Source organism: Stenotrophomonas sp. MMGLT7 (genome assembly GCF_021168555.1).
Lineage (GTDB): Bacteria > Pseudomonadota > Gammaproteobacteria > Xanthomonadales > Xanthomonadaceae > MMGLT7.
Map to the genome: position 1 here is coordinate 563,007 of NZ_JAJOZS010000001.1, position 22,084 is coordinate 585,090.

Here is a 22,084-nt window from a genome sequence, read left to right on the forward strand (position 1 = left end):
CCCCTACAGTCGTTCCTGCAGACGCGGCGCAAGCCGACCCGACCCGGGCGATGGGCGTGGCCCCGAGCTAGGGGATGTTGCGGGTCTGTCCTTCCCCGTGCACGACGAAACGCTCGACGGTGAGCGCCTCCAGGCCCATCGGCCCATAGGCGTGCAGGCGCGTGGTGGAGATGCCGATCTCCGCGCCCAGGCCCAGCTCGCCGCCGTCGGAGAAGCGCGAGGAGGCGTTGACCAGCACCACCGCCGAGCGCAGCGCCTGCACGAACGCATCGGCACTGGCGGCATCGTTGGTGGCGATGACCTCGGTGTGGTCGGAGCCGTAGTGGCGGATATGCGCGATCGCCTGCTGCAGGTCGTCCACCACCCGCACCGCGATCACCAGGTCGAGGAACTCGGCGGCGTAGTCGTCGTCGCCGGCCGGCGCGACGTCGGCCACCAGCGCGCGCGTGGCCTCGTCGCCGCGCACTTCCACGCCGTGCCCGCGCAGCGCGGCGATGGCGCCGGGCAGGAAATCCGCGGCCACGTCGCGATGCACCAGCAGCGTCTCCAGCGAGTTGCACGCCGCCGGCCGCGATACCTTGCCGTCCACCAGCAGCCGGGTCGCCAGCGCCACGTCGGCGCTGGCATCGACGAACAGGTGGCACACGCCCTTGTAGTGCTTGATCACCGGAACCCGCGCATGCTCGGCGACGAAGCGGATCAGGCCCTCGCCGCCGCGCGGGATCGCCAGGTCGACGATGTCGTTCAACTGCAGCAGTTCCAGCATGGTCTCGCGGCGCAGGTCGGTGACCAGGGTCAGCGCCGCCTCGGGCACCCCAGCCGCCGCCAGCGCGCGCTTGAGCGCAGCGGCGATCGCGGTATTGGAATGGATCGCCTCCGAGCCGCCGCGCAGGATCACCCCGTTGCCGGCCTTGATGCACAGCGCCGCAGCGTCGGCGGTGACGTTGGGCCGGGCCTCGTAGATCATCGCGATCACGCCCAGCGGCACGCGTACCTTGCGCACGCGGATGCCGTTGGGACGCACGTCGTCGCGGGTGACCTGCCCGACCGGATCGGGCAACGCCGCGACCTCGCGCAGTGCCGCGGCGACGCCGGCCAGCCGCTTGGGATCCAGCGCCAGCCGGTCCTGCATCGCGCTGCCCACGCCCTTGCCGCGCGCGGCGTCGAGGTCGCGCGCATTGGCCGCGAGGATCGCGGCCTCGTCCGCCTCCAGCGCCGCCGCCATTGCCTGCAGCAGCGCCCGCTTGTCGGCGGCCGACAGCTGCGCCAGCACCTGGGCGGCGTCACGGCATTGCAGGGCGAGGGTCTTGATGTCGGTCATAGGGCGGGATTGGGGATTGGGGATTGGGGATTGGGGATTGGGGATTGGGGATTGGGGATTGGGGATTGGGGATTCGGGATTCGGGATTCGGGATTCGGGATTCGGGATTCGGGATTCGGGATTCGGGATTCGGGATTCGGGATTCGGGATTCGGGAAAGGCTAGATCTTCAAGGTCGGGACACAACCAGCTTTTGCGAATCCCCAATCCCGAATCCCCAATCCCGTCCTCACAACAGCACCAGGTCATCGCGGTGAATCACGTTCTCGCCATAGTTGTACCCCAGCACCGCCTCGATGTCGCGCGAGTGGTGGCGGGCGATGCGGCGCACGTCCTGCGCCGAGTACTGGCTGATGCCGTGGGCGATGCGGCGCTCGCCGCCGGCATCGCGGCATACCACCTCGACCATGTCGCCGCGGCGGAACTCGCCCTCGGCGCCGGCCACGCCACCGGGCAGCAGCGAGGCGCCCTTCTCCAGCAGCGCACGCATCGCCCCGGCGTCGACCACGATCGCGCCCGGCTCCACCGGCGCATGCCGCAGCCAGTACTTGCGCGCGGCGATGCGGCTGTGCGCGGCATGGATGCGGGTGCCGCGCAGGCGGTCGTGCGCCAGCGCCCGCACCACGTCGGCGCTGCGGCCGTTGAATAGGTAGGTATCGATGCCGGCGGCACCGGCCTTGGCCGCGGCTTCCAGCTTGGTGCGCATGCCGCCGGTGCCGGCGCGGCTGCCGCTGCCGCCGGCCATCGCCAGTATGTCGGGCGTGAGCGCGGCCACCTCGTCCAGCGGCCGCGCCCGCGCGTCCACGCGCGGATCGGCGGTGTACAGGCCATCGATGTCGGTGGCGATGAACAGCGCGTCGGCATCCACCAGGGCGGCGACGATGGCGGCCAGGTTGTCGTTGTCGCCGAGCTTGAGCTCGTCCACCGACACGGTGTCGTTCTCGTTGACCACCGGCAGCGTGCCCAGCCGCAGCAGTTCGTTGAGGGTGGCGCGGGCGTTGAGGTAGCGGCGGCGGTTGCGCAGGTCGTCGTGGGTCAGCAGCACCTGCGCCACCGGCCGTTCGAAGAAGCGCTGCCACAGCGCGATCAGCTGCGCCTGCCCGAGCGCGGCCAGCGCCTGGCGCGCGGCGATGGCGGCGCCGGCCTCGGCCGCCTTCGGCACGATCGCGCGCCCGGCCGCCACCGCGCCGGAGGACACCACCACCACCTCGCGCCCGGACAGCAGGCTGGAGGAGACGAACTGCGCCAGCCCCAGCGCGAAGCGCGGCGACAGCCCGCCGCCGTCGGCCGCCAGCAGGCTGCTGCCGACCTTGAGCACGGCGCGCCGCCACGGCGGCAGCGGCTGCTCGGCGAATGCCGCCGGGAGCTGGGCGTTCATCGCAGCGGCGCCTGCTGCATCGACCGATGCTTCATCAGCGGGTGTTCCATTCGTGGACGACAAGATCGGAACTGCCGTGGAGCGCCAGCGGATCGGCCGCGGCGATCGCCCGCGCCTCGGCCAGGCTGGCCACGTTCTTCAGCACGTAGGCGCCGCCGCTGCCGTCGCTGAAGCCGCCGGTGATCTCCAGCAGGCCGCGCCCTCGCAGGTCGTCGAGGAAGGCCCGGTGCGGAGCGACCACGGCGTCGTCGAAGTCGGGCTTGCGCATGGCCAGGACCAGGTAGTGTGTCATCGTGATATGTCCTTCTTGGGGATGGTTCGCCGCCGCAGTTCCCTGTGCTCGTCGCTTCCGCGCAGGCCTGTCTCGATCACAGGCCGTTCCCTTCTCCCGCTTGCGGGGCTGGGCACCCTCGGGGTGGAAGGTGCCCGAAGGGCGGATGGGGGCTGTTTGGAGCATGGGAAAGCAACAGCAACAGCAAAAGCTCCCCCATCCGGCGCTGCGCGCCACCTTCCCCCGCAAGCGGGAGAAGGGAACAGGCTGTTTCCGCTTGTGTGATCAAGGGACAGGCCTTCGCGGAGACAGGCCCTCCACGGAGACGACGATGCCATTTCAGACGAGCCGGATCATGCCAGCGCCTGCCAGCGCGCGCGCAGCGCGTCCAGCCGCAGGTCGGCGGCCGCGCCGGGCGAGACGCGGGCGGCCAGGCTGCCTTCCGGGGTGCGGCCGTCGCCGGCATGCTCGGCACCGGCGGCGGCGGCCCTGTAGGCCTCGCGGAACGGCACCCCGGCCACGGCCGCCTCCACCGCCACGTCGGTGGCGTACATGCCCGAGTCGATCGCCGCGCGCAGCCGGTCCTCGCGCCAGTCCAGGTTGGACAGCAGCGTCGGCAGCAGTTCCAGCGCCGCCAGCCCGCGGCCGAAGCCGTGGACGATGGCGCCCTTGCTGGACTGCAGGTCGCGCTGGTAGCCCGAGGGCAGCGACAGCAGCTGCTCGATCTCGGTACGCGCGGCGGCGACGCTGGCGTGGGCGGCGCGCATCAGCTCGATCACGTCCGGGTTGCGCTTGTTGGGCATGATCGAGCTGCCGGTGGTGTACTGCGCCGGTAGCGCGACGAAGCCGAACTCGGCGCTGGTGTACAGCGACAGGTCCCAGGCGATGCGGCGCAGGTCCAGGGTGGCGCTGCCGAGCGCCTCCAGCGCCGCCAGCTCGAACTTGCCGCGCGAGAGCTGGGCGTAGATCGGGCTGACCTGCATGCGCGCGAAGCCGAGCGCGGCGGTGGTGTGTTCGCGATCCAGCCTGAGGTTGACGCCGTAGCCGGCGGCGGTGCCCAGCGGGTTGGCATCCACCAGCTTCAGCGTGTCGGTGGCGCGGATGGCATCGTCGATGAAGGCCTCGGCCCAGCCGGCCCACCACATGCCGGCCGAGGACACCACGGCGCGCTGGATGTGGGTATAGCCGGGAAGCGGCAGCGCGCTTTCGGCCTGGGCGCGATCGAGTGCGACCCGGGCGATCTCGCGCGACAGCTCCGCCACCCGCGCCAGTTTCTGCTTCAGCCACAGCCGCGTGGCCACCAGGATCTGGTCGTTGCGGCTGCGGCCGGTGTGGATCTTGCGGCCGGCATCGCCCAGGCGTTCGGTCAGGCGCGACTCGATCGCCGAGTGGCAGTCCTCGTAGCGCTCGTCGAGCACGAAGGCGCCGCTGCGGAAGTCCGCGGCCAGCGCATCCAGCTCGCGCAACAGGCCGGCCAGCTCGTCGGCCGAGAGGATGCCGATGTGCTGCAGCCCTTCGGCGTGCGCCTTGCTGGCGGCGATGTCGTGCAGGAAGAACTCGCGATCCAGGATCACGTCGTCGCCGGCCAGGAAGGCCTGGATCTTGGCGTCTACCGCGACGCCGGGTTTCTGCCAGAGGAGGTTGCTCATTGCCGGAGGTCTCGGGGAAGGGGGATTCGGGATTGGGGATTGGGGATTGGGGATTGGCAAAAGCGGGTATGCCGCGACTGGCAGGAGTTGCTTTTACGAATCCCGAATCCCGAATCCCTGAAAGTCAATGCGGGATCGCGGTCAGTTCGTCCAGCCCCAGGGCGCGGTTGAGGTTCTGCAGCGCCTGCGTGGCCGCGCCCTTGAGCAGGTTGTCCAGCGTGGCCACCACCACCACGCGTTTGTTGTCCGGGCCCATGGTGAAGCCGCCGACCTGCACGCCGTGGCGGCCGGCGATGCGGCTGACCCACGGCGCCTCGTCCACCACCTCGACCAGCGGCTCGCCGGCATAGCGCTGGCGGTAGCGCTGCATCACCGCCTCGCGCGTGGACGGCTGCCGCAGCCACAGGTTCACGGTCATGGTGATGCCGCGGAAATGCGCGGCCACGTGCGGCATGAACTCCACCGGCACGCCCAGGTGCAGCGACACCTCGCGCTCGTGCACGTGGTTGGTCAGCGCGTACGGCATCAGGTTGTCGCGCAGCAGTTCGGGATTGTTCTTGTCCGAGGGCGTGGTGCCGGCGCCCGAGTAGCCGGATACGCCGAAGCACTGCGGCGGCCCGGCCAGCTGGTCCAGCAGCGGCGCGATCGCCAGTTGCATGGCGGTGGCGTAGCAGCCCGGGTTGCTGATGCGCCTCTGGCCGGTGTAGCGGTCGCGGGTCAGTTCCGGCATGCCGTAGTACCAGGCCGGATCGAAGCGGTAGTCGGCCGACAGGTCCACGACCAGCGTCTGCGGCGCGGCCGCGTCCAGCGCCGCCACGTAGTCGGCGGCCTTGCCGTTGGGCAGCGCCAGGATCACCGCGTCGGCGCCCTTGGCGGCGACCGCGGCCGGATCGAGGTTCTCGTAGCGCAGCGGCCCGGCGTAGGCGTCGCTGTACTCGGCCACGCGCTGGCCGGCCAGCTCGCGCGAAGACACGAAGGCCAGCCCGATGTCGGGATGGTCGGCGACCAGCCGGATCAGCTCGGCGCCGGTATGGCCGCGCGCACCGACGATGCCCAGGGTGAAGCGTTTGCTCATGAATGCGACTCCAGGCGGAACTGCAGGTGGCGCTTGGCCGCCGGCCATTCCGCGGCGAGGATGGAAAAGACCACGGTATCGCGCAGGCTGCCGTCGGCGTGGCGCTTGTGCGCCCGCAGCACGCCGTCCTGCTTCGCCCCCAGCCGCGCGATCGCCGCGCGCGAGGCATGGTTGAACCAGCTGGTTTCGAACGAAACGCTGGCACATTCCAGCGTCTCGAAGGCATGGCCGAGCAACAGCAGCTTGGCCTCGCTGTTGACGCCGCTGCGCTGCACCTGCGGCGCATACCAGGTATAGCCGATCTTGAGGCTGGGTACCGACGGCTGCAGGTCGTAGAAGCGGGTGCTGCCGGCGATGGCGCCGGCGCGGTCGCGCACCACGAACGGCAGCGCCGTTCCCGCTTCGCGCGCGGCCAGCGCTTTGGCGATGTATTCGTCCACGGCGGCGGGCGCCGGCACGTTGGCGTACCACAGCTGCGACAGCGCGCCGTCGCCCAGCGCCGCGCGCAGGCCATCGGCATGCCCGGCGGCTAGCGGCTCCAGCGTCGCGTGGCGCCCGTGCAGGGTGGGCACCCGGCCCCAGGCCGCGGATGGCGTGTCGATGCCGGCCATGCTCAGCTCACCAGCGTCGCTTCGTGCTCGCCGCAGTACTGCACGCAGCGGCGGATCTGCTCGAAGTCGTCCAGCCCGCACCAGAACGCCTTCCACTTCTCCTGCTTGTAGCAGCCGTCGGAGACCGAGTAGTAGAAGATGTTGATCTGGTTGTTGTGGCGCGAGCGCCAGAACAGCTGCGGGGTCTCCTCGCGCATCACGTTCCACACCGCGCGCCCGAGTCCCTCGCCCTGCGCGTCGTCGAGCACGGCGAACTTGTCCAGGTACGGCACCCCGTCCACGTCGGCGAGGATGATCGCGGTGCGGTAGTTCTCGCTGACGTAGGCGCGCAGCAGCCGGGTGCGCTCGAAGTAGTCGTCCACCAGCCTGCGGCCGAAGCTGGACTCGATCAGTTCGCGCAGCCGCACCAGGTCCACCTGGTCCCAGGCGGTGACGCGCAGCACCCGCTCGCCGCGACGCACCAGCGTGCCCGAACCCTTGTGGGTGAACAGTTCCTTGGCCAGGTCGGCCGGCCGCGTGATCGACACCGACGACTCCAGCGGCAGCGCGTCCAGCAGGTCCTTGACCTGCTCGATCTTGACCCGCATGCCGCCATTGATCCATGGCTGCTGCATCAGGTGGTCGTACTCGGTGGACAGGTTGATCGAATCGATCACCCGGCCCTTCTCGTCGAGCAGGCCGCCGGTGCCGGTGAGGAAGATGATCTTGTACGGCTGCAGCACCTTGACCAGCTCGCTGGCCGAGAAATCCGCATTGACGTTGAGGATCTGCCCGCCGGCGGTCTCGCCCAGGCTGGCGATCACCGGGATCGAGCCGGCGTGCAGGCTGGCCTCTATCGGCGCCAGGTTGACCGACCTCACCTCGCCGACCAGGCCGTAGGTGTCGCGGTCCAGGTACTCGGCCTCGAACACGCCGCCGGTGATCGAGGTGGCGCGCGCGCCCGACGCCTGCAGGGCCTCCACCAGCGCCAGGTTGGAGGCCTGGAACACCCGCCGCACGATCGCCAGCGCCTCCGGCGAGGTCACCCGCAGGCCGTTGACGGTGTGCTTCTCGATGCCGGCCGCCGACAGCTCGGCATCCAGCTGCGGGCCGGCGCCGTGCAGCACGATCGGGGTCAGGCCGACCTCCTGCAGGAAGGTCAGCGAGGAGGTCAGCGACTCCAGGTCGTCGCGCAGCACCGCGCCGCCGACCTTGACCACGGCGAAGCGCTTGGCGTCCAGCTGCGAGAAGCGCTTGAGGTACTGGCTGATCTCCTTGGCGCTGGCCATGCTCGAAAGCAGGCGCACGATGGTCTGGCGGGTGTGGCGTTGCGGCGTGGGAAGGGACATGGCTCTGTTCACAGGGAAGCGGAAGACCCGGCGGCGGTCACGACCGCGTGCCGGCGTTGATGATGCGGTCCACCGAGGCGGCGTAGCGCTGCAGCTGCTCCAGCGTCACGAACTCGTCGGCGGTATGCGCCTGGGCGATGTCGCCGGGACCATAGACGAAAGCGGTGTAGCCGCCGGCCGAGAACAGCGAGGCCTCGGTCCAGAAGTCCACCGCGTTGCCGATCGGCAGCTGCAGCGCGTCGGCCACGTCGCGCGCGGCCAGGCGCCGGTCCTCGGCCCTGGCGCCGCTCTTATCAGAAGCGGGCCCGCTGGGCAGGCTCGGCCCGCGGAAGGTCTCCTGGAAGTGCGCGGCGGACGGCTCGGCGAAGCCGGCGAAGGTCGCCAGCAGCCCGTCCACGTCCATCGACGGCAGCGGCCGGAAGTTGAAGCGCAGCTCCGCGGCCGGGGCGATCACGTTGGCCTTGATCCCGCCCTCGACACGGCCGATGTTGAAGCGCAGCCCGGTCAGCCCGCCGAAGCGCGCGTGCGCCAGCGACTGCACGTGGTCCAGCGCGCGCGCGCCCCAGCGGATGGCCTGGTGCAGTGCGCTGGCCGACGGGTCGAGCGCGGCCGAGGCGTGGCCGGCGGTGCCCTTGAAGCGCATCAGCACCGAGCTGATGCCGCGATGCGCCAGCACCGCCTCGCCCATGGTCGGCTCGGCCACGACCACCGCCTCGTAGGGGATGCCGCGGGCCAGGAACGCGGCCACGCCGCGCGGGTCGTTGGCCTCCTCGTCGGTGGTGAACAGGAACGCGGCGTCGCCGGTCCCGGCATTGGCCGCCGCCACCAGCGCCGCCGCCGCGCCCTTGATGTCGCACACGCCCAGGCCGACCACGCGGTCGTCCAGGCGCCGCATCGCGTGCGGGTCGGCGCTCCAGGCCGGCGAGTCCGGCACCGTGTCCAGGTGCACGTTGAACAGGACCTTCGGCGTGCCGCGCACCGCGTACAGGCTGACCGCGCCGGCGCCGTGGTCGGTCACCTCGATGTCGAAGCCCGGCAGGTGCGCGCGCAGGTAGTCGAAGATGCCGCCGGTATCGATCGCGCGCGGCGGGTTGCGGGTGTCGAACGACACCAGCTCGTGCAGGTGGCCGAGGGTGCTTTCGAGCAGGTCGGTCATTGCCTGTCCTCCTGGCCTGCAACGGAGCCGCGGCGTTCCGGCTCGGCGCGGTGCAGGTAGCCGGCGACGGTGTCCGCGGGCGGCGTCAGCGACAGCTTCGCCAGGATCGTGCCGACCTGCCCGCGATGGTAGGCGCCATGGGCGAGCACGTGGGCGAGCATCTCGCCGCGCGACATGCTCCCGGGCTTGCCGTCGGTGAAGCGGAAGCCGATCCGCTCGCCGAGCCGGTCCGGGGCCTGGCTCCGCGCATGGTCGACATACCACTGGTCGGATGCGCCGATGTCCCCGGCCAGGGCGCCGAGTTCCGGCGTCTGTTCGGTGTTGGTGGCGGCGTAGGCATGCGTCGTGCCCGACAGGTGGGCGGCGAAGATGCGGTCCACCACGTAGGTGTGGTTCAAGGTCCGCACCGCCTTGCGCAGGTCCTCGGGATGGCGCTCGCCGTCGATGCCGGCCAGGGCTTCCAGCATCTGCGCGTTCGCCCAGGCCTTGTAGCGGAAAAGCGTGGTGAGCATCGGATCGGTTTCCATGGGGCGATCAGGTGGTCGAGGCGGTTAGGTAGAGGTCCGGGGTCTGGACTTCCATCAGCGACTGCGGCCTGGCCGGCGCGGCGAAGCCGTACTGCGCGTACAGCCCGTGCGCGTCGGAGGTCGCCAGCATGAAGCGGCGCAGGCCCTGCAACCGCGGGTGGGCGAGGACCGCCTCCACCATCCGCTTGGAATGGCCATTGCCGCGGTGCTCCGGCAGCACGAACACGTCGGCCAGGTAGCCGAAGGTGGCGAAGTCGGAGATCACCCGCGCGAACGCCACCTGCCCCACCCCGTCGACATAGCCGCCGAAGCACAGCGAGCCGGCGATGGCACGCTCCACCGTCGCCCGCGGGATGCCGCGGCTCCAGTAGGCCTGGGTCGAGAGGAAGCGGTGGACCAGCTCCACGTCCAACTCGTGCTTGTCGGTGCTGATGCGAAATTGACTCATGGTGTCCTGCCAGACGGTTCCTGCATGGGAAGCAGGCACTTCCTTCTCCCGCCTGCGGCAGAAGGTGGCGCGAAGCGCCGGATGAGGGCAGCCGGAAACGCAACGGCGACAGCGCCCCCATCCGCCCTACGGGCACCTTCCCCCGCAAGCGGGGGAAGGAAAAATCCCGAATCCCGGTTTCCCACAGCCGGATGGCTGGTCATCCCGAATCCCAAATCCCGAATCCCCGCTCCTCAGCGATTCACCTGCGCATACAGCGTGGAACTCATGCCGAACAGCTTGATGAAGCCCTCGGCCTCCTCCACGCCCCAGTCGGCCGACTGCGCGTAGGTGGCGCCCTTGGCGTTGAGGATGTGCGGGGACTTCACCGCCACCGCGTCGACGCGGCCGCCGCGGGTCTCCAGCGTGACCTCGCCGTTGACCTTGGCCTGCGAGGACTTCAGGAACGCCTCCAGGTCGGTCTTAAGCGGATCGTGGAAGAAGCCCTCGTACACCAGCTCGATCCACTTGCGCGAGACCTCCGGCTTGAAGCGGTTCTGCTGCTTGGTCAGCACCGCGTCCTCCAGTGCGCGGTGCGCGGCCAGCAGCGACACCAGGCCCGGCGCCTCGTAGACGATGCGGCCCTTCAGGCCGACCACGGTGTCGCCGGTGTAGACGCCGCGGCCCACGCCGTACTGCGCGAACAGCTTGTTGAGCTTGGCCAGCAGCAGCGCGCCTTCCAGCGGCTTGCCATCCAGCTCCACCGCCTCGCCCTCGACGAACTTCAGGGTCACCGTCAGCGGCTCCAGCGGCCAGGCGCTGCGCGGCGCGCACAGCGCGCGGGCACCCTCGCCCGGGGCTTCCCAGCGGTCGATCTCGCCGCCGGACATGGTCACGCCCAGCAGGTTCTCGTTGATGGTGTAGCTCTTCTGCCTGGCACGCACGCCGAAGCCGCGCTCCTCCAGGTACTTCTGCTCGTAGGCGCGGGTCTGGGTGTGCTCCTTCTGGATCTCGCGGATCGGCGCGACGATCAGGTAGTCGCCCTGCGCCTTGACCGCCAGGTCGAAGCGCACCTGGTCGTTGCCCATGCCGGTGCAGCCGTGGGCGATGGCGCGCGTGCCCAGTTCCTTGGCGCGGGCCAGCGCCGCGTCGACGATCAGGTAGCGGTCGGATACCAGCAGCGGGTACTGGCCCTGGTAGGCCTCGCCGGCCCAGATGAACGGCTTGACGAAGCCCTGCCAGATCGCCGGGCCGCCATCGACGGTGACGTGGCTGGCCGCGCCCAGCTCGGCGGCGCGCTTCTCGATGAACTCGCGCTCCTCGGCGTCGACGCCGCCGGTGTCGGCGAACACGGTGTGCACCGCGTAGCCCTGCTCCTGCAGGTAGGGGATACAGAAGCTGGTGTCTAGGCCGCCGGAGAAGGCGAGCACGATGTCTTTGCTCATGGCAGTAGGTCCTGGGAGAACGGGGGGAGAGTCGATGGGGAATGCATCATTCGGCGGTCGCGATGACCGGCTCGCAGCGCACCGGGAAATTGACCGAGTTGGCGATGAAGCAGGCCTGGTGCGCGGCCTCGTGCAGCACCTCGGCCAGCAGCGGATCGCCGGCGGCGATGGTCACCTGCGGCCGCAGCACCGCCTCGGTGAAGTGCCCGCGCTTGCCGGCGGCGTCCATGCTGGCCTCGGCCCGGTCCACGTAGCCGGTCACCACGATCCCGGCCTCGGCGGCCAGGTGTAGGTACCAGAGCATGTGGCACGAGGACAGCGAGGCCAGCAGCAGGTCCTCGGGGTTGTGCCGCGCCGGGTCGCCGAGGAAGGCGCGATCGGCCGAGCCGGCGATCTCCGGCTTGCCCTCGACCGCGACGGTGTACTCGCGCCCGTAGGCGCGGTAGTCGCGCGTGCCCTGGCCGCGGTCGCCGGTCCAGCGGATGCAGGCGCGGTAGTGGTGGAGATGGGTGGTCATGACCTGTACTCAGCCCTCGCGCTGCTGCCCGACCAGGGCCGCCATCACCGCCTTCTGCACGTGCAGGCGGTTCTCGGCCTCGTCGATGGCGATGCAATTGGGCGAGTCCATCACCGCGTCGGTGGCTTTCACGTTCCGGCGCAGCGGCAGGCAGTGGCTGAACACGCCGTTGTTGGTCAGCGCCATCTTGGCCTCGTCGACGATGAAGTGCCTGTACTGGTCGCGGATGGGCTTCTCCGGCTCCCAGTTGCCGAAGTACGGCAGCGCGCCCCAGCTCTTGGCGTAGACCACGTCGGCACCGGTGTAGGCACTCTCGATGTCGTGGCTGATGGCGAACGAGCCGCCGTTCTCGGCCACGTTGCGCTCGGCCCAGCCGATGTAACGCTCGTCGAGGATGTAGTCGGGCGTGGGGCACAGCAGGGTCACGTCCATGCCCATGCGGGTGGCGATGGTCAGCGCCGAGTTGGCCACCGCGGTGTTCAGCGGCCGGGGATGGTAGGTCCAGGTCAGCACGTACTTCTTGCCGCGCAGGTCCTGGGTGCCGAAGTGCTCCTGCAGCGCCAGCGCGTGCGCCAGTTCCTGGCACGGGTGGGTGATGGTCTCCATGTTGACCACCGGCACCGGCGAGTACTTGGCGAAGCTCCTGAGCACGGTGTCCTGGCGATCGTGGCCCCAGTCCTTGAACTTGGGGAAGGCGCGCACGCCGATAAGATCGACGTAGCGGCCCAGCACCCGCGCCACCTCGGCGATGTGCTCCTCGGTGTCGCCGTCCATCACCGTGCCCAGGTCGAACTCGATCGGCCAGGCGTCCTTGCCCGGCTGCAGCACCACCGCATGCCCGCCGAGCTGGAACGCGCCCAGCTCGAAGCTGGTGCGGGTGCGCATGGACGGGTTGAAGAACACCAGCGCGATCGACCTGCCCTTCAGCTCGTCGCCCAGCTTGTTGCGCTTGAACAGCGCAGCCTGGGTCAGCAGGGCATCGATCTCGGCCCGGCTCCAGTCCTGGGTGTTGAGGAAATGCTTCAGTGACATCGGTCGATCCTTTGCTGCGTGGGCCGCTGCGGGCAGCGGGAGCGCGGAATGCGCAGGTTTTTCTTGCGATTGCAACCAAATCCTGGGCCGGAACGAAAAAACCCAGCCTCAGGCTGGGTTTTCAGAACGGACAGCACGACGCTCCGGTCACCCAGCGAGAAAGTGGGATTCCGGTCGGCGCGCACGCGACGTCATGCCGGAGGCCATCCGGGCAGCGCTGTCGCCATGCGTGTGGGTGTTCGTCTTCATCAGGCGCGCATCCTCGCACGCGCGCGGCAGCGGCGCAACCTCGACCGCAGGGGTGGACGACGCGGCGGGATCAGCGCGGCGGCACGACCGTGGCGCCGGGAACGTACGGGGTCACGGTGATGCGGATGCGCAGCCGGTTGCCCGGGTCCTCCGGCAGCCGCGAGCGGTACTTGGTGCCCTTGTAGACGTAGTCCACGTCGTAGGCGATCGGGCGGCGGAACTCGCGCCCTACCTCGACGATGCGGCAGTTGCGCCGGACCGGCGCGGGCGCCGGCGCCGCGGCGGCCGGAGCCGGCTCGTGGCGGCGGCTGAAGATGTCCTTGACCGAATCCATGATCCGGGTGAAGCGTCCGTCGTCCTCCTGCGGCGGCGGCGCGGCGGGAAGCGCGCTCGGCGCCGGGGGCACCGGATCGCACTGCTCCTCGGTGCGGGTGGCGCGCAGCGTCTGGTACACCGGCTCCACGTTGAGCACCTGGGCGTAGTCGAAGCGCACGTTCTCCACCACCACGACGCGGTTCCTGCTTTCGTCGTCGTCCTGCGCCCGGGCTGGCGCGATCGTGCACGCAAGCAGGCTGGCCAGCAACAACGGGGGAGGAAGACGCATCGGCACGAGGTAATGGAATTGTTAAGCCCGTAGTGTAGGACCTATGCCTTGCGTCGCGCTGAACGCCACCCCGTCGGCGGCGAACATGGATGGCTCGCCCCGGGGCCGGTAGAATCCGGCGGTTCTCCTGCGCCGATCCCCCATGAGCCTACGCCTGCACAACAACCTCACCCGCCGGGTCGAGGATTTCCAGCCGCTGGATCCGGACAACGGTCCGACCATGTATGTCTGCGGGCCGACGGTCTACAACTTCGTGCACATCGGCAACGCCCGCGGACCGGTGGTGTTCGGGGTGCTGGCGGCACTGCTGCGGCGGCGCTACGGCGCGCTGCGCTATGCCCGCAACATCACCGACGTGGACGACAAGATCAACAATGCCGCGCGTGCGCAGGGCGTGCCGATCACCGCGATCACCGACCGCTTCGCCGCCGCCTACCGGCAGGACATGGCGGCGCTGGGCGTGGCCCCGCCGGACATCGAGCCGGAGGCCACCGCGCACATCCCGCAGATCGTGGCGATGATCGAGCGCCTGATCGCGGCCGGGCACGCCTACGCCGCCGAGGGCCACGTGCTGTTCGCGGTGAAGACCTTCCCCGGCTACGGCAAGCTCTCGCGCCGCGACCCGGAGGAAATGCTGGCCGGCGCCCGCGTCGAAGTGGCGCCGTACAAGCGCGATGCGGGCGACTTCGTGCTGTGGAAGCCCTCCTCCGACGACCTGCCCGGCTGGGACTCGCCGTGGGGCCGCGGCCGCCCCGGCTGGCACATCGAGTGCTCGGCGATGGCCGCCGCGCACCTGGGCGACACCATCGACATCCACGCCGGCGGCGTCGACCTGCAGTTTCCGCACCACGAGAACGAGATCGCGCAGAGCGAATGCGCCCACGGCGGCGCCATCTTCGCCCGCTTCTGGCTGCACAACGGCATGCTCAACTTCGGCGGCGCCAAGATGAGCAAGTCGCTGGGCAACATCGAGACCGTGCACGAACTGGTCGCCAAGCACCCGCCCGAGGCGCTGCGCTACGCGCTGCTGAGCGCGCACTACCGGCAGCCGCTGGACTGGTCGGACGCGCTGATCGAGCAGTCGGTGCGCACGCTGGACCGGCTGTACGGCACGCTGCGCGAACTGCTGGAGGTCGAGGCGACCGCGGCGATCCCGGCCACGATCGAGACCGCGCTGGACGACGACCTCAACACGCCGCAGGCGCTGGCCGAACTGGCCCGCATCGCCGGCGAGGCGCGCAAGGCGGATACGCCCGCCGAGAAGGTGCGGCTGAAGAGCGAGCTGCTCGGCGCCGGCCTGGCGCTGGGCCTGCTGCAGCAGGCGCCGGTCGAATGGTTCGCCCGCGGCGCCTCGGGCGAGGACGACGTGCGCATCCAGGCGCTGATCGACGAGCGCGCCACGGCCAAGAAGGCCCGCGACTTCGCCCGCGCCGACGCCATCCGCGACCAGCTGGCCGCCGAGGGCATCGTGCTGGAGGACACCGCGCAGGGAGTGCGATGGAAGCGCGCCTAGCTTTTTTCCCTTCTCCCCGTGGGAGAAGATGCCCCGAAGGGGCGGATGAGGGTACGGGGCAAAGCCCTCTCGGTGTTTCGATTGCACGAGGCTGCGCCCGTACCCTCACCCCAACCCCTCTCCCGACGGGAGAGGGGCCAAGAACAGGATTGCCATGACCCCAACCCCCTTCCCGCTCGAACCCACCGCCGCGCAGGCCCAGGCCGCCATCGCCGAGGAGTTCTCCTTCTTCGGCGACTGGTCCGAGCGCTACCAGTACCTGATCGACCTCGGCCGCAAGCTGCCGCCCTTCCCCGAGCAGTGGAAGACCGAGGAACACCGCCTGCTCGGTTGCCAGTCGATGGTCTGGATCGTGCCCGAGGGCGACGCGCAGCGTCTGGATTTCCACGCCGTCAGCGACTCGGCGATCGTCTCCGGGCTGATCTACCTGGCACTGCGCGTGTATTCCGGCCGCCCGGCCAGCGAGATCCTCGCCACCGAGCCCGACTACGTCGCCGCCACCGGCCTGGCCCGACACCTGTCGCCGACCCGCAGCAACGGCCACGCCGCGTTGCTGGCCTTCATCCGCGACACCGCGCGCGCCCGGCAATGAGCGTCCCCCCGGAACCGGCCGCGGGCAACGGCTCGCTGTTCGCCCACCCGGGCTTCGCCCTGGTCCTGGGCTACCGCATCTGCGCGATGCTGTCCTACCAGATCGTGGCGGTCACGGTCGGCTGGCATATCTACGAGATCACCCGCAATCCGTTCTCGCTGGGCCTGATCGGCCTGGCCGAGGTGCTGCCGTTCTTCTGCGTGGCGCCCTTCGCCGGCTACCTGGTGGACCACCTGCCGCGCCGCAGGCTGGGCATGGCGGCGACGCTGGGACTGATCGGCACCGCGCTGATCCTGCTGGCGGTATCGCAGGGCTGGCTGCGGGCCGATGGCACCTGGCCGATCTATGCGGCGATCTCGCTGACAGGCGTCGCCCGCTCGTTCCTGACGCCGGTCTATAACGCGCTGTTCGCGCGGGTGCTGCCGCGCACCCAGTACGCGCGCGGCGCCAGCATCGGCAGCGTGTTCTTCCAGGCCGGCATGGTGATCGGGCCGGCGCTGGGCGGCGTGCTGGTGGGCTGGGGCGGCAAGAGCCTGGCCTACGGCACCGCGGTGTTCACCTCGTTGGCGGCGCTGGCGGCGCTGTTCGTGCTCAAGGTGGCCGAACCGGCCGCCAACGGCACCCGCGCGCCGATCTTCCGCAGCATCGCCGAAGGTGCGCGCTTCGTGTTCTCGCACCAGATCATGCTCGGGGCGATGGCGCTGGACATGTTCTCGGTGCTGCTCGGCGGCGTGGTGGCGATGCTGCCGGCCTTCATCCACGACATCCTGCACTACGGCCCGGAGGGCCTGGGCATCCTGCGCGGCGCCCCGGCGCTGGGCTCGATCCTGGTCGGGCTGTGGCTGGCGCGGCGGCCGCTGCAGCGCAACGCCGGGCGCACGCTGCTGCTGGCGGTGACCGGCTTCGGCCTGTGCGTGATCGCCTTCGGGCTGTCGCGCAGCTTCTGGCTGTCGGCGCTGATCCTGCTGGCCTACGGCATGTGCGACGGCGTCTCGGTGGTGGTGCGGCAGACCATCCTGCAGCTGGCCACGCCCGACGAGATGCGCGGCCGGGTGTCCTCGATCAACGGCATCTTCATCAGCTCGTCCAACGAACTGGGCGCGTTCTACGCCGGCACCATGGCGCGGCTGCTGGGGCTGATCCCGGCGGTGATCGTCGGCGGCTTCGCCATCCTGGCGGTGGCCGGCACGGTGGCGGCCAAGGCGCCGCGGCTGCGCAAGCTGGATCTGCGCGAGCTGCAGTAGCGCCCGGCCGCGGGGCGAGCCAGGCACCCGGAGGACCTGCTCAATCGTTTCGGCAATACGCCACGGGCCGGGCACATGGCTTGCGCATCAGGTACGGCAGCATGCTCAAAAGTCCCAAGGCAGCCAGCGCCACACCGACCCACAGCGGTGACAGCAGCCCATATCCGGCGCCGATTCCGAGCCCGCCGATCCAGGCCCCCGCCCCCAGGCCGATGTTGATCACGGAAGTATGGACGGTGTTGACCAAGGGTCCCGGGTGCGCGGTCTTCATGACGCGGGCGATCATGGCTGGATTCATCGGTACGCCGACCAGGCCGATCACGACCAGCGCGCAAAGGCTGGCGGCCCGGCTCTGGGCGAAGACAGCGAACAGCGTCAAGGCGATGCCCAGCGCAATCAGGCCCCAGGCCATGATGGGCATGGCGTGCCTGTCCGCATATCGACCCACGACCATGTTGCCCACCACGTTCGCTGCGCCATAGATCCCCAGCAGCCAGGGGATCGAGGAGGCGGCAAAGCCGGATACCCCGGTCAGGATCGGCGCGAAGTAGCTGAAGGCCGCGAAGGTCGCGCCGATGATCAGTCCGCTGCTGGCGTAGGCCGCCCATAGGTGCCGGTTCCTGAACTCCGCCAGTTCCGCAGCGAGGCCGACAACCTCGCCGGGCCTGGAACGAGGCACCAGCAGCGCGATGGCCGCCGCGCAAAGCGCCGCCAGGGCGACCACCAGCCAGAAGCTCGCGCGCCAGCCCCAGTGCTGATCGACGATCGTGGCGATGGGGACGCCCAGCACCGTCGCCAGCATCAGCCCGCCGACCACGATCGAAGCGGCCCGCCCGCGCGACCCGGCGTCGACGACCTCTGCGCAGATCGCCAGCGCCACGCCGAAGCAGGCCGAGCCCGCCACACCGGTGGCCACCCGCGCGACGGCCATGACCTCGTAGTTCGTCGCCAAGGCGGCCACCGACTGGGCGATCGCGTAGAAGCCCAGCAGCCAAAGCAGCGCCTTCTTGTTCGGCACGCACAGCTTGAGCAGGCCAACGGTGAGCAACGGCCCGCCGACGACCATGCCGATGGCATAGAGCGATATCAGGTACCCGACCTGCGTCACCGACACGCCCAGAGCCTGCGTCAGCGACGGCATCATGCCCGCCACCATGAACTCGGACGTCGTCAACGAGAAGATCGTCAGTCCCAGGATGTAGACCACCAACGGCATGGAGAGATTCCTTCTAAAGTTTATTGATCGGTACAAAACAGGGCGAAAGAAGCCGGCCCACCGGCGGATGCTCAGCTTCCGGGGTCAGAGCCTTGCGATCGTTCCTTCCAGCACGTCGGCGAGGAAAGCGCGATCCGGCATCGCTTGCCCGAGGATGCGCAACCCGTAGTAGCTGGCGAGAAAGGCACGCGCCATTTCCAGGGCGGGTCGATCGCCGGACAGTTCGCCATTGCGCTGTCCGACCGCGATGACATGGCACACCGCGGCTTCCAGCCTGTTGACGTAGGCGCGATTGATCCGGTCGATCACCGGATCCTTGCTGCTGCGTTCCATGACCGAAAACAGGGCCATGCAACTGCGGCGCTTGGCAGGCTCCAGATCGCCATCCACGCCCCACTGCAGCAAGGCCCGCAGCCGTTCCCTGGCAGAGCCGGGGCCTTCGAGGATCGCGGTCTGCGCCTCGAGTCCCAGTTCCTGGTAGCGGCGCAGCGCTTGCTCGTACAGGTTCTGCTTGCTGCCGAAGGCATGGTAGAGGCTGCCGCGCCCCAGACCGGTACGCTCGCACAATGCCTGCGTCGAACTGGCTTCGTAGCCATTCGTCCAGAACACGTCCATGGCGGCGTCGATGACGGCCGTACCGTCGTATTCCTTGGGTCTTCCACTCATGACTCTGATTCTTCGAAACCGCCAGTGAATGGGATTAGAGACATATTTTACCGATCAGTCAACATTTAGGAGCTGACCGGGTCCGATCGCATCCGCCGGCGCTGCCATCGGAACCTGCAGGCCGCCGTGCCGGTGTCGACTTGGCACGTCCTCTCAAGGTCCGGTGGCGTCATCCGGCAGCGACGACTCGCCTGGCGGATGCCTGCGGTCGAGCCACCCGCTCCAAAGCGTCAACCCCAGCGCGACCATCACCACGCAGGCGCCGACCCAGGGCGTGGCCGCCAGGCCGAGCGGCGAATCCACCACACGGCCGCCCACCAGCGCGGCCAGGGCGATGCCCAGATTGGCCGCCGAGATGTTGATGGCCGAGGCCGTATCGATCGCGCCCGGGCGGTAGCGCCGGGCCAGCTGCAGCACGTACAGGTGCAGCCCGGGGACATTGCAGAACGACAACGCCCCCATCAGCGCGAGCGTGGCCACGGTGCCCGGCGCCGACGCGGCGGTGAAGCCGAACGCGGCCAGCACCGCCGCCTGCAGCGTGAACATCACCGCCAGCACCGGCAGCGGATCGCGATCGACCAGCCGGCCGCCGATGGCGTTGCCGGCGATCACCGACACGCCGTAGAGCACCAGCAACTGGCTCACCCGCTCCGGACCGAAGCCGGTGACCTGCTCCAGGATGGCGGCCAGGTAGGTGAAGGCGACGAAGGTGCCGCCGTAGCCGAACACGTTCATGCCGAAGGCCATCAGCAGCCGGCCGCTGCCCAGCACGCGCGCCTGCTCGCGCAGGCTGCCGGGTCGCGTCGTGGCGATCGAACCCGGCAGCAGGCCCGCCATCGCCAGCGCCGACAGCAGGCCCAGGCCGGCCACCGCCCAGAACGTCGCGCGCCAGCCCAGCGCCTGGCCGAGGAAGGTGCCCAGCGGCACGCTGGTCGCCACCGCCAGGGTCAGTCCCGAGAACACCATGGCGATCGCCGCCGCGCGGCGCTCGGGCGGCACCAGGCCGGCGGCAACACTGGCGCCGATGCCGAAGAACACGCCGTGCGCGAACGCGCCGACGCCGCGGGCCGCCAGCAGCAGCGCGTAGGACGCACTCAGCGCTACCACCGCGTTGGCCAGCGTGAACAAGGCCATTGCGCCCACCAGCAGCCACTTGCGCGGCACCCGCCCGGTCAGCGCGGTGAGCAGGGGACCGCCCACCACCACCCCCAGCGCATAGATGCCGACCATCCACCCGGCCGCCGGCAAGGTGAGCCGCAGGTCGGCGGCGACACCGGGGAGGATGCCGATCGCCACGAACTCGGTCGTGCCGATGGCGAAGGCGCCGAGCATCAGCGCGAACAGGGCGGGCAAAGCGGTGCGCTGCGTCAGGACAGCCGTCATGGGGAGCTCCGGAGTGGATTCGTCCCGGAGCGTAGGTGCCGCCGCCATGATGAAATAGATGGAGCTAGTTCAATTCACCATTGAAATGGATTCATCCAATGTCCCGCCAGAACATCAACCGCGCCTTCGAGATGGAGGTGTTCGCCGCCGTGGTCGCGGCCGAGGGATTCACCGCCGCGGCCGAGCCGCTGGGCATGACGGCCTCGGCCGTCAGCAAGCTCATCGGCCGGCTGGAAGCCCGCCTGGGCGTCAAGCTGCTGCACCGGACCACCCGCAAGCTGCTGCTGACGCCGGAAGGCAGCGCCTTCCACGAGCGCTGCCTGCGTATCCTCGACGACATCGACTGCGCCGAGCACGAGGCGGCGCAAGCCCGCTCGCCGCGCGGCCGGGTACGCATCAACAGCCACGTGGCGTTCGGCGTCCATTACCTGTTGCCGCGCCTGCCGGCGTTCCTCGAGCGCTACCCGGACGTGCAGCTGGACGTGGCGCTGAGCGACGCCGTGGTGGACCTGCTGGACGACCGCAGCGATGTCGCCATCCGCACCGGGCCGATGCCGGACTCGCGCCTGACCCAGCGCCGGCTCGGGGCCAGCGGCCGCGTGGTGGTGGCCTCCCCTGCCTACCTGCAGCGCGCGGGGACGCCCAGGCAACCGCAGGACCTGCGGCAGCACCGGTGCCTGGGCTTCGGCTACACGCGGCACGTGGATGCCTGGCCGTTCACCGATCGCCACGGCACGGCCATCGCCATCCCGCCGTCGGGGCAGTTGCGGCTGGGCGATGGCGAAAGCATGCGGCAGATGACGCTGGCCGGACTCGGCGTGGCGCGCCTGGCCCGCTTCCATGTCGATGCCGATCTCGAAGCGGGCCGGCTGCTGCCGCTGCTGGAGGACCACAACCCCGGCGACGTGGAGGAGATCCACGCCGTGTTCGTCGGCCCCGGCCGGCATGTCCCGTCCAGGGTCAGGGTGCTGCTGGACTATCTCGGCGAGGAAGTCGCACGCGATCTCGGCAGCAGGCGGGGAAACCCCGCTCAGGTCTCGTAGCAAACACGGTAGGCCTTGCCTTTCCGCTCGATAAGCGCGAATCCGGGTTCACCGAGATGCATCCCCGCGATCGGGAGATGGTCCGAGCTGACGACATCCAGGAGCCTCGATCGCGTGGAGGCGGAGAGCTGTGGATCCTGGTCGAACGCAATCGATGCCTCGGGACGGGCGATCTGGATGTGGGGGAAATGGACGATGTCCCCCCAGACCAGCAGGCTGTGGCCTCCGGATTCGAGGCGATAGCCGCTATGCCCGGCCGTATGGCCCGGAAGCGGCATTGCGCCGATGCCGGCCAGCACTTCGCCATCGGTGAACGTGCGCATTCTGTCGCGATAGGTGGCGAACACCTTCCGGGCAAACAGGAAGTTGCCGCGGGCGCGCTCACCGGCCTGGCTCAAGTTGCCGTCGTCCTCCCAGAAAGCGACCTCACGACGATGGACCACCAGCTCGGCATTGGGAAAGGCCACTTCTCCCGAGGCATCGATGAGCCCACCGACATGGTCGGGATGCGCATGCGTCAGGAGAATCGAGTCGATCTCCAACGGGGATACCCCCGCCCGCGCGATGTTGTCCCTTAGCTTGCCGCCCCATTGCTTGAAACCTCCGGCACCGGCGTCGATCAGAATCGTGCGGCCGCGCCCGCGGACAAGATAGCAATTGATGTGAATCGAAGACGGATCGCTTACCCCTGCGGCCTCTTGCAAGGCGGAAGCACAAGCCGGATCGATATTGGCGAGCAGATCCAGGCTGGCGGAAAGATAACCGTCGCTGATGGCCGTGACCGAGAACTCTCCGACCTGACGGCATGGAAATTTCATTTCATTCCTCATCCTGTTTC

Annotated in this window: 22 protein-coding genes; 4 read left to right on the forward strand and 18 right to left on the reverse strand. The window is 69.4% G+C overall.

Features of this window, described 5'->3' with window-relative positions; all coding sequences use genetic code 11:
* Positions 1–67: 67 nt before the first annotated feature.
* From LRX76_RS02585 to LRX76_RS02650, 14 genes are all read right to left on the reverse strand, one after another.
* The gene (locus LRX76_RS02585) at positions 68–1,321 is read right to left on the reverse strand and encodes a glutamate-5-semialdehyde dehydrogenase (protein ID WP_231801589.1); all 1,254 of its coding nucleotides are present in this window, start codon (positions 1,319–1,321) and stop codon (positions 68–70) included.
* Positions 1,322–1,549: 228 nt separating this feature from the next.
* On the reverse strand, positions 1,550–2,698 hold the full coding sequence (gene proB, locus LRX76_RS02590; RefSeq protein WP_231801601.1) for a glutamate 5-kinase: 1,149 nt from the start codon (positions 2,696–2,698) through the stop codon (positions 1,550–1,552).
* A 34-nt stretch (positions 2,699–2,732) separates the two neighbouring features.
* Positions 2,733–2,990 carry a YciI family protein gene (locus LRX76_RS02595; protein ID WP_231801608.1) on the reverse strand — a complete coding sequence of 86 codons (258 nt, stop codon included), beginning with the start codon at positions 2,988–2,990 and terminating at the stop codon, positions 2,733–2,735.
* Between the two features lie 332 nt (positions 2,991–3,322).
* Complete coding sequence (gene argH / locus LRX76_RS02600) at positions 3,323–4,618, reverse strand: argininosuccinate lyase (RefSeq protein ID WP_231801610.1); 1,296 nt, start codon at positions 4,616–4,618, stop codon at positions 3,323–3,325.
* Between the two features lie 124 nt (positions 4,619–4,742).
* On the reverse strand, positions 4,743–5,693 hold the full coding sequence (argC, locus tag LRX76_RS02605; protein ID WP_231801612.1) for an N-acetyl-gamma-glutamyl-phosphate reductase: 951 nt from the start codon (positions 5,691–5,693) through the stop codon (positions 4,743–4,745).
* Positions 5,690–6,304, reverse strand: coding sequence for a GNAT family N-acetyltransferase (locus tag LRX76_RS02610; RefSeq protein WP_231801614.1), 615 nt, complete (start codon positions 6,302–6,304; stop codon positions 5,690–5,692). Before LRX76_RS02610 ends, argC begins: the two co-directional genes overlap by 4 nt.
* A 2-nt stretch (positions 6,305–6,306) precedes the next feature.
* Complete coding sequence (locus tag LRX76_RS02615; RefSeq protein ID WP_231801616.1) at positions 6,307–7,632, reverse strand: acetylglutamate kinase; 1,326 nt, start codon at positions 7,630–7,632, stop codon at positions 6,307–6,309.
* Between the two features lie 37 nt (positions 7,633–7,669).
* Positions 7,670–8,788 (reverse strand): acetylornithine deacetylase, encoded by a 1,119-nt coding sequence (locus tag LRX76_RS02620; protein WP_231801618.1) that lies wholly within the window; start codon positions 8,786–8,788, stop codon positions 7,670–7,672.
* Positions 8,785–9,300 (reverse strand): DinB family protein, encoded by a 516-nt coding sequence (locus tag LRX76_RS02625; protein ID WP_231801620.1) that lies wholly within the window; start codon positions 9,298–9,300, stop codon positions 8,785–8,787. Before LRX76_RS02625 ends, LRX76_RS02620 begins: the two co-directional genes overlap by 4 nt.
* A 22-nt stretch (positions 9,301–9,322) precedes the next feature.
* Positions 9,323–9,763, reverse strand: a complete 441-nt coding sequence (locus tag LRX76_RS02630; protein WP_231801622.1) for a GNAT family N-acetyltransferase — start codon at positions 9,761–9,763, stop codon at positions 9,323–9,325.
* A gap of 233 nt (positions 9,764–9,996) precedes the next feature.
* Positions 9,997–11,187 (reverse strand): argininosuccinate synthase, encoded by a 1,191-nt coding sequence (locus LRX76_RS02635; protein WP_231801624.1) that lies wholly within the window; start codon positions 11,185–11,187, stop codon positions 9,997–9,999.
* A 46-nt stretch (positions 11,188–11,233) separates the two neighbouring features.
* Complete coding sequence (locus LRX76_RS02640) at positions 11,234–11,704, reverse strand: OsmC family protein (protein WP_231801635.1); 471 nt, start codon at positions 11,702–11,704, stop codon at positions 11,234–11,236.
* A gap of 9 nt (positions 11,705–11,713) precedes the next feature.
* Positions 11,714–12,736 carry an N-acetylornithine carbamoyltransferase gene (locus LRX76_RS02645; protein ID WP_231801637.1) on the reverse strand — a complete coding sequence of 341 codons (1,023 nt, stop codon included), beginning with the start codon at positions 12,734–12,736 and terminating at the stop codon, positions 11,714–11,716.
* Between the two features lie 319 nt (positions 12,737–13,055).
* Entirely contained in the window at positions 13,056–13,589 is a 534-nt protein-coding gene (locus LRX76_RS02650) for a hypothetical protein (RefSeq protein WP_231801639.1), read from the reverse strand.
* Between the two features lie 142 nt (positions 13,590–13,731).
* Between LRX76_RS02650 and cysS the strand changes: the two genes are divergently transcribed.
* The 3 genes from cysS (at position 13,732) to LRX76_RS02665 (ending at position 16,938) form a co-directional block, all read left to right on the forward strand.
* Complete coding sequence (cysS, locus tag LRX76_RS02655; RefSeq protein WP_231801641.1) at positions 13,732–15,102, forward strand: cysteine--tRNA ligase; 1,371 nt, start codon at positions 13,732–13,734, stop codon at positions 15,100–15,102.
* Positions 15,103–15,256: 154 nt separating this feature from the next.
* Positions 15,257–15,694: a SufE family protein gene (locus LRX76_RS02660; RefSeq protein ID WP_231801643.1), complete on the forward strand. Its 438-nt coding sequence runs from the start codon at positions 15,257–15,259 to the stop codon at positions 15,692–15,694.
* On the forward strand, positions 15,691–16,938 hold the full coding sequence (locus LRX76_RS02665) for an MFS transporter (RefSeq protein ID WP_231801645.1): 1,248 nt from the start codon (positions 15,691–15,693) through the stop codon (positions 16,936–16,938). The genes LRX76_RS02660 and LRX76_RS02665 overlap by 4 nt, the downstream gene beginning before the upstream one ends.
* A gap of 40 nt (positions 16,939–16,978) precedes the next feature.
* On the opposite strand, the gene LRX76_RS02670 is transcribed toward LRX76_RS02665, so the two are convergent.
* The 3 genes from LRX76_RS02670 to LRX76_RS02680 all read right to left on the reverse strand — a co-directional run bounded on the left by LRX76_RS02670 (position 16,979) and on the right by LRX76_RS02680 (position 20,203).
* Positions 16,979–18,154, reverse strand: a complete 1,176-nt coding sequence (locus LRX76_RS02670) for an MFS transporter (RefSeq protein WP_231801647.1) — start codon at positions 18,152–18,154, stop codon at positions 16,979–16,981.
* A gap of 84 nt (positions 18,155–18,238) precedes the next feature.
* A complete protein-coding gene (locus tag LRX76_RS02675) occupies positions 18,239–18,820 on the reverse strand; it encodes a TetR/AcrR family transcriptional regulator (protein ID WP_231801649.1) in 582 nt (193 codons plus the stop codon).
* A gap of 153 nt (positions 18,821–18,973) precedes the next feature.
* Positions 18,974–20,203: an MFS transporter gene (locus LRX76_RS02680; RefSeq protein ID WP_231801651.1), complete on the reverse strand. Its 1,230-nt coding sequence runs from the start codon at positions 20,201–20,203 to the stop codon at positions 18,974–18,976.
* Between the two features lie 98 nt (positions 20,204–20,301).
* On the opposite strand from LRX76_RS02680, the gene LRX76_RS02685 reads away from it, so the two are divergent.
* Entirely contained in the window at positions 20,302–21,246 is a 945-nt protein-coding gene (locus LRX76_RS02685) for a LysR family transcriptional regulator (protein WP_231801653.1), read from the forward strand.
* Here the strand turns inward: LRX76_RS02685 and LRX76_RS02690 are convergent.
* Positions 21,234–22,076: an MBL fold metallo-hydrolase gene (locus tag LRX76_RS02690; protein WP_231801655.1), complete on the reverse strand. Its 843-nt coding sequence runs from the start codon at positions 22,074–22,076 to the stop codon at positions 21,234–21,236. The genes LRX76_RS02685 and LRX76_RS02690 overlap by 13 nt on opposite strands.
* Positions 22,077–22,084: the final 8 nt, after the last annotated feature.

Bases quoted from the DNA above. Each gene is read 5' to 3' on its own strand.
- LRX76_RS02585 (WP_231801589.1), bottom strand. From the start codon at position 1,321: ATGACCGACATCAAGACCCTCGCCCTGCAATGCCGTGACGCCGCCCAG.
- proB (WP_231801601.1), bottom strand. From the start codon at position 2,698: ATGAACGCCCAGCTCCCGGCGGCATTCGCCGAGCAGCCGCTGCCGCCG.
- LRX76_RS02595 (WP_231801608.1), bottom strand. From the start codon at position 2,990: ATGACACACTACCTGGTCCTGGCCATGCGCAAGCCCGACTTCGACGAC.
- argH (WP_231801610.1), bottom strand. From the start codon at position 4,618: ATGAGCAACCTCCTCTGGCAGAAACCCGGCGTCGCGGTAGACGCCAAG.
- argC (WP_231801612.1), bottom strand. From the start codon at position 5,693: ATGAGCAAACGCTTCACCCTGGGCATCGTCGGTGCGCGCGGCCATACC.
- LRX76_RS02610 (WP_231801614.1), bottom strand. From the start codon at position 6,304: ATGGCCGGCATCGACACGCCATCCGCGGCCTGGGGCCGGGTGCCCACC.
- LRX76_RS02615 (WP_231801616.1), bottom strand. From the start codon at position 7,632: ATGTCCCTTCCCACGCCGCAACGCCACACCCGCCAGACCATCGTGCGC.
- LRX76_RS02620 (WP_231801618.1), bottom strand. From the start codon at position 8,788: ATGACCGACCTGCTCGAAAGCACCCTCGGCCACCTGCACGAGCTGGTG.
- LRX76_RS02625 (WP_231801620.1), bottom strand. From the start codon at position 9,300: ATGCTCACCACGCTTTTCCGCTACAAGGCCTGGGCGAACGCGCAGATG.
- LRX76_RS02630 (WP_231801622.1), bottom strand. From the start codon at position 9,763: ATGAGTCAATTTCGCATCAGCACCGACAAGCACGAGTTGGACGTGGAG.
- LRX76_RS02635 (WP_231801624.1), bottom strand. From the start codon at position 11,187: ATGAGCAAAGACATCGTGCTCGCCTTCTCCGGCGGCCTAGACACCAGC.
- LRX76_RS02640 (WP_231801635.1), bottom strand. From the start codon at position 11,704: ATGACCACCCATCTCCACCACTACCGCGCCTGCATCCGCTGGACCGGC.
- LRX76_RS02645 (WP_231801637.1), bottom strand. From the start codon at position 12,736: ATGTCACTGAAGCATTTCCTCAACACCCAGGACTGGAGCCGGGCCGAG.
- LRX76_RS02650 (WP_231801639.1), bottom strand. From the start codon at position 13,589: ATGCGTCTTCCTCCCCCGTTGTTGCTGGCCAGCCTGCTTGCGTGCACG.
- cysS (WP_231801641.1), top strand. From the start codon at position 13,732: ATGAGCCTACGCCTGCACAACAACCTCACCCGCCGGGTCGAGGATTTC.
- LRX76_RS02660 (WP_231801643.1), top strand. From the start codon at position 15,257: ATGACCCCAACCCCCTTCCCGCTCGAACCCACCGCCGCGCAGGCCCAG.
- LRX76_RS02665 (WP_231801645.1), top strand. From the start codon at position 15,691: ATGAGCGTCCCCCCGGAACCGGCCGCGGGCAACGGCTCGCTGTTCGCC.
- LRX76_RS02670 (WP_231801647.1), bottom strand. From the start codon at position 18,154: ATGCCGTTGGTGGTCTACATCCTGGGACTGACGATCTTCTCGTTGACG.
- LRX76_RS02675 (WP_231801649.1), bottom strand. From the start codon at position 18,820: ATGAGTGGAAGACCCAAGGAATACGACGGTACGGCCGTCATCGACGCC.
- LRX76_RS02680 (WP_231801651.1), bottom strand. From the start codon at position 20,203: ATGACGGCTGTCCTGACGCAGCGCACCGCTTTGCCCGCCCTGTTCGCG.
- LRX76_RS02685 (WP_231801653.1), top strand. From the start codon at position 20,302: ATGTCCCGCCAGAACATCAACCGCGCCTTCGAGATGGAGGTGTTCGCC.
- LRX76_RS02690 (WP_231801655.1), bottom strand. From the start codon at position 22,076: ATGAGGAATGAAATGAAATTTCCATGCCGTCAGGTCGGAGAGTTCTCG.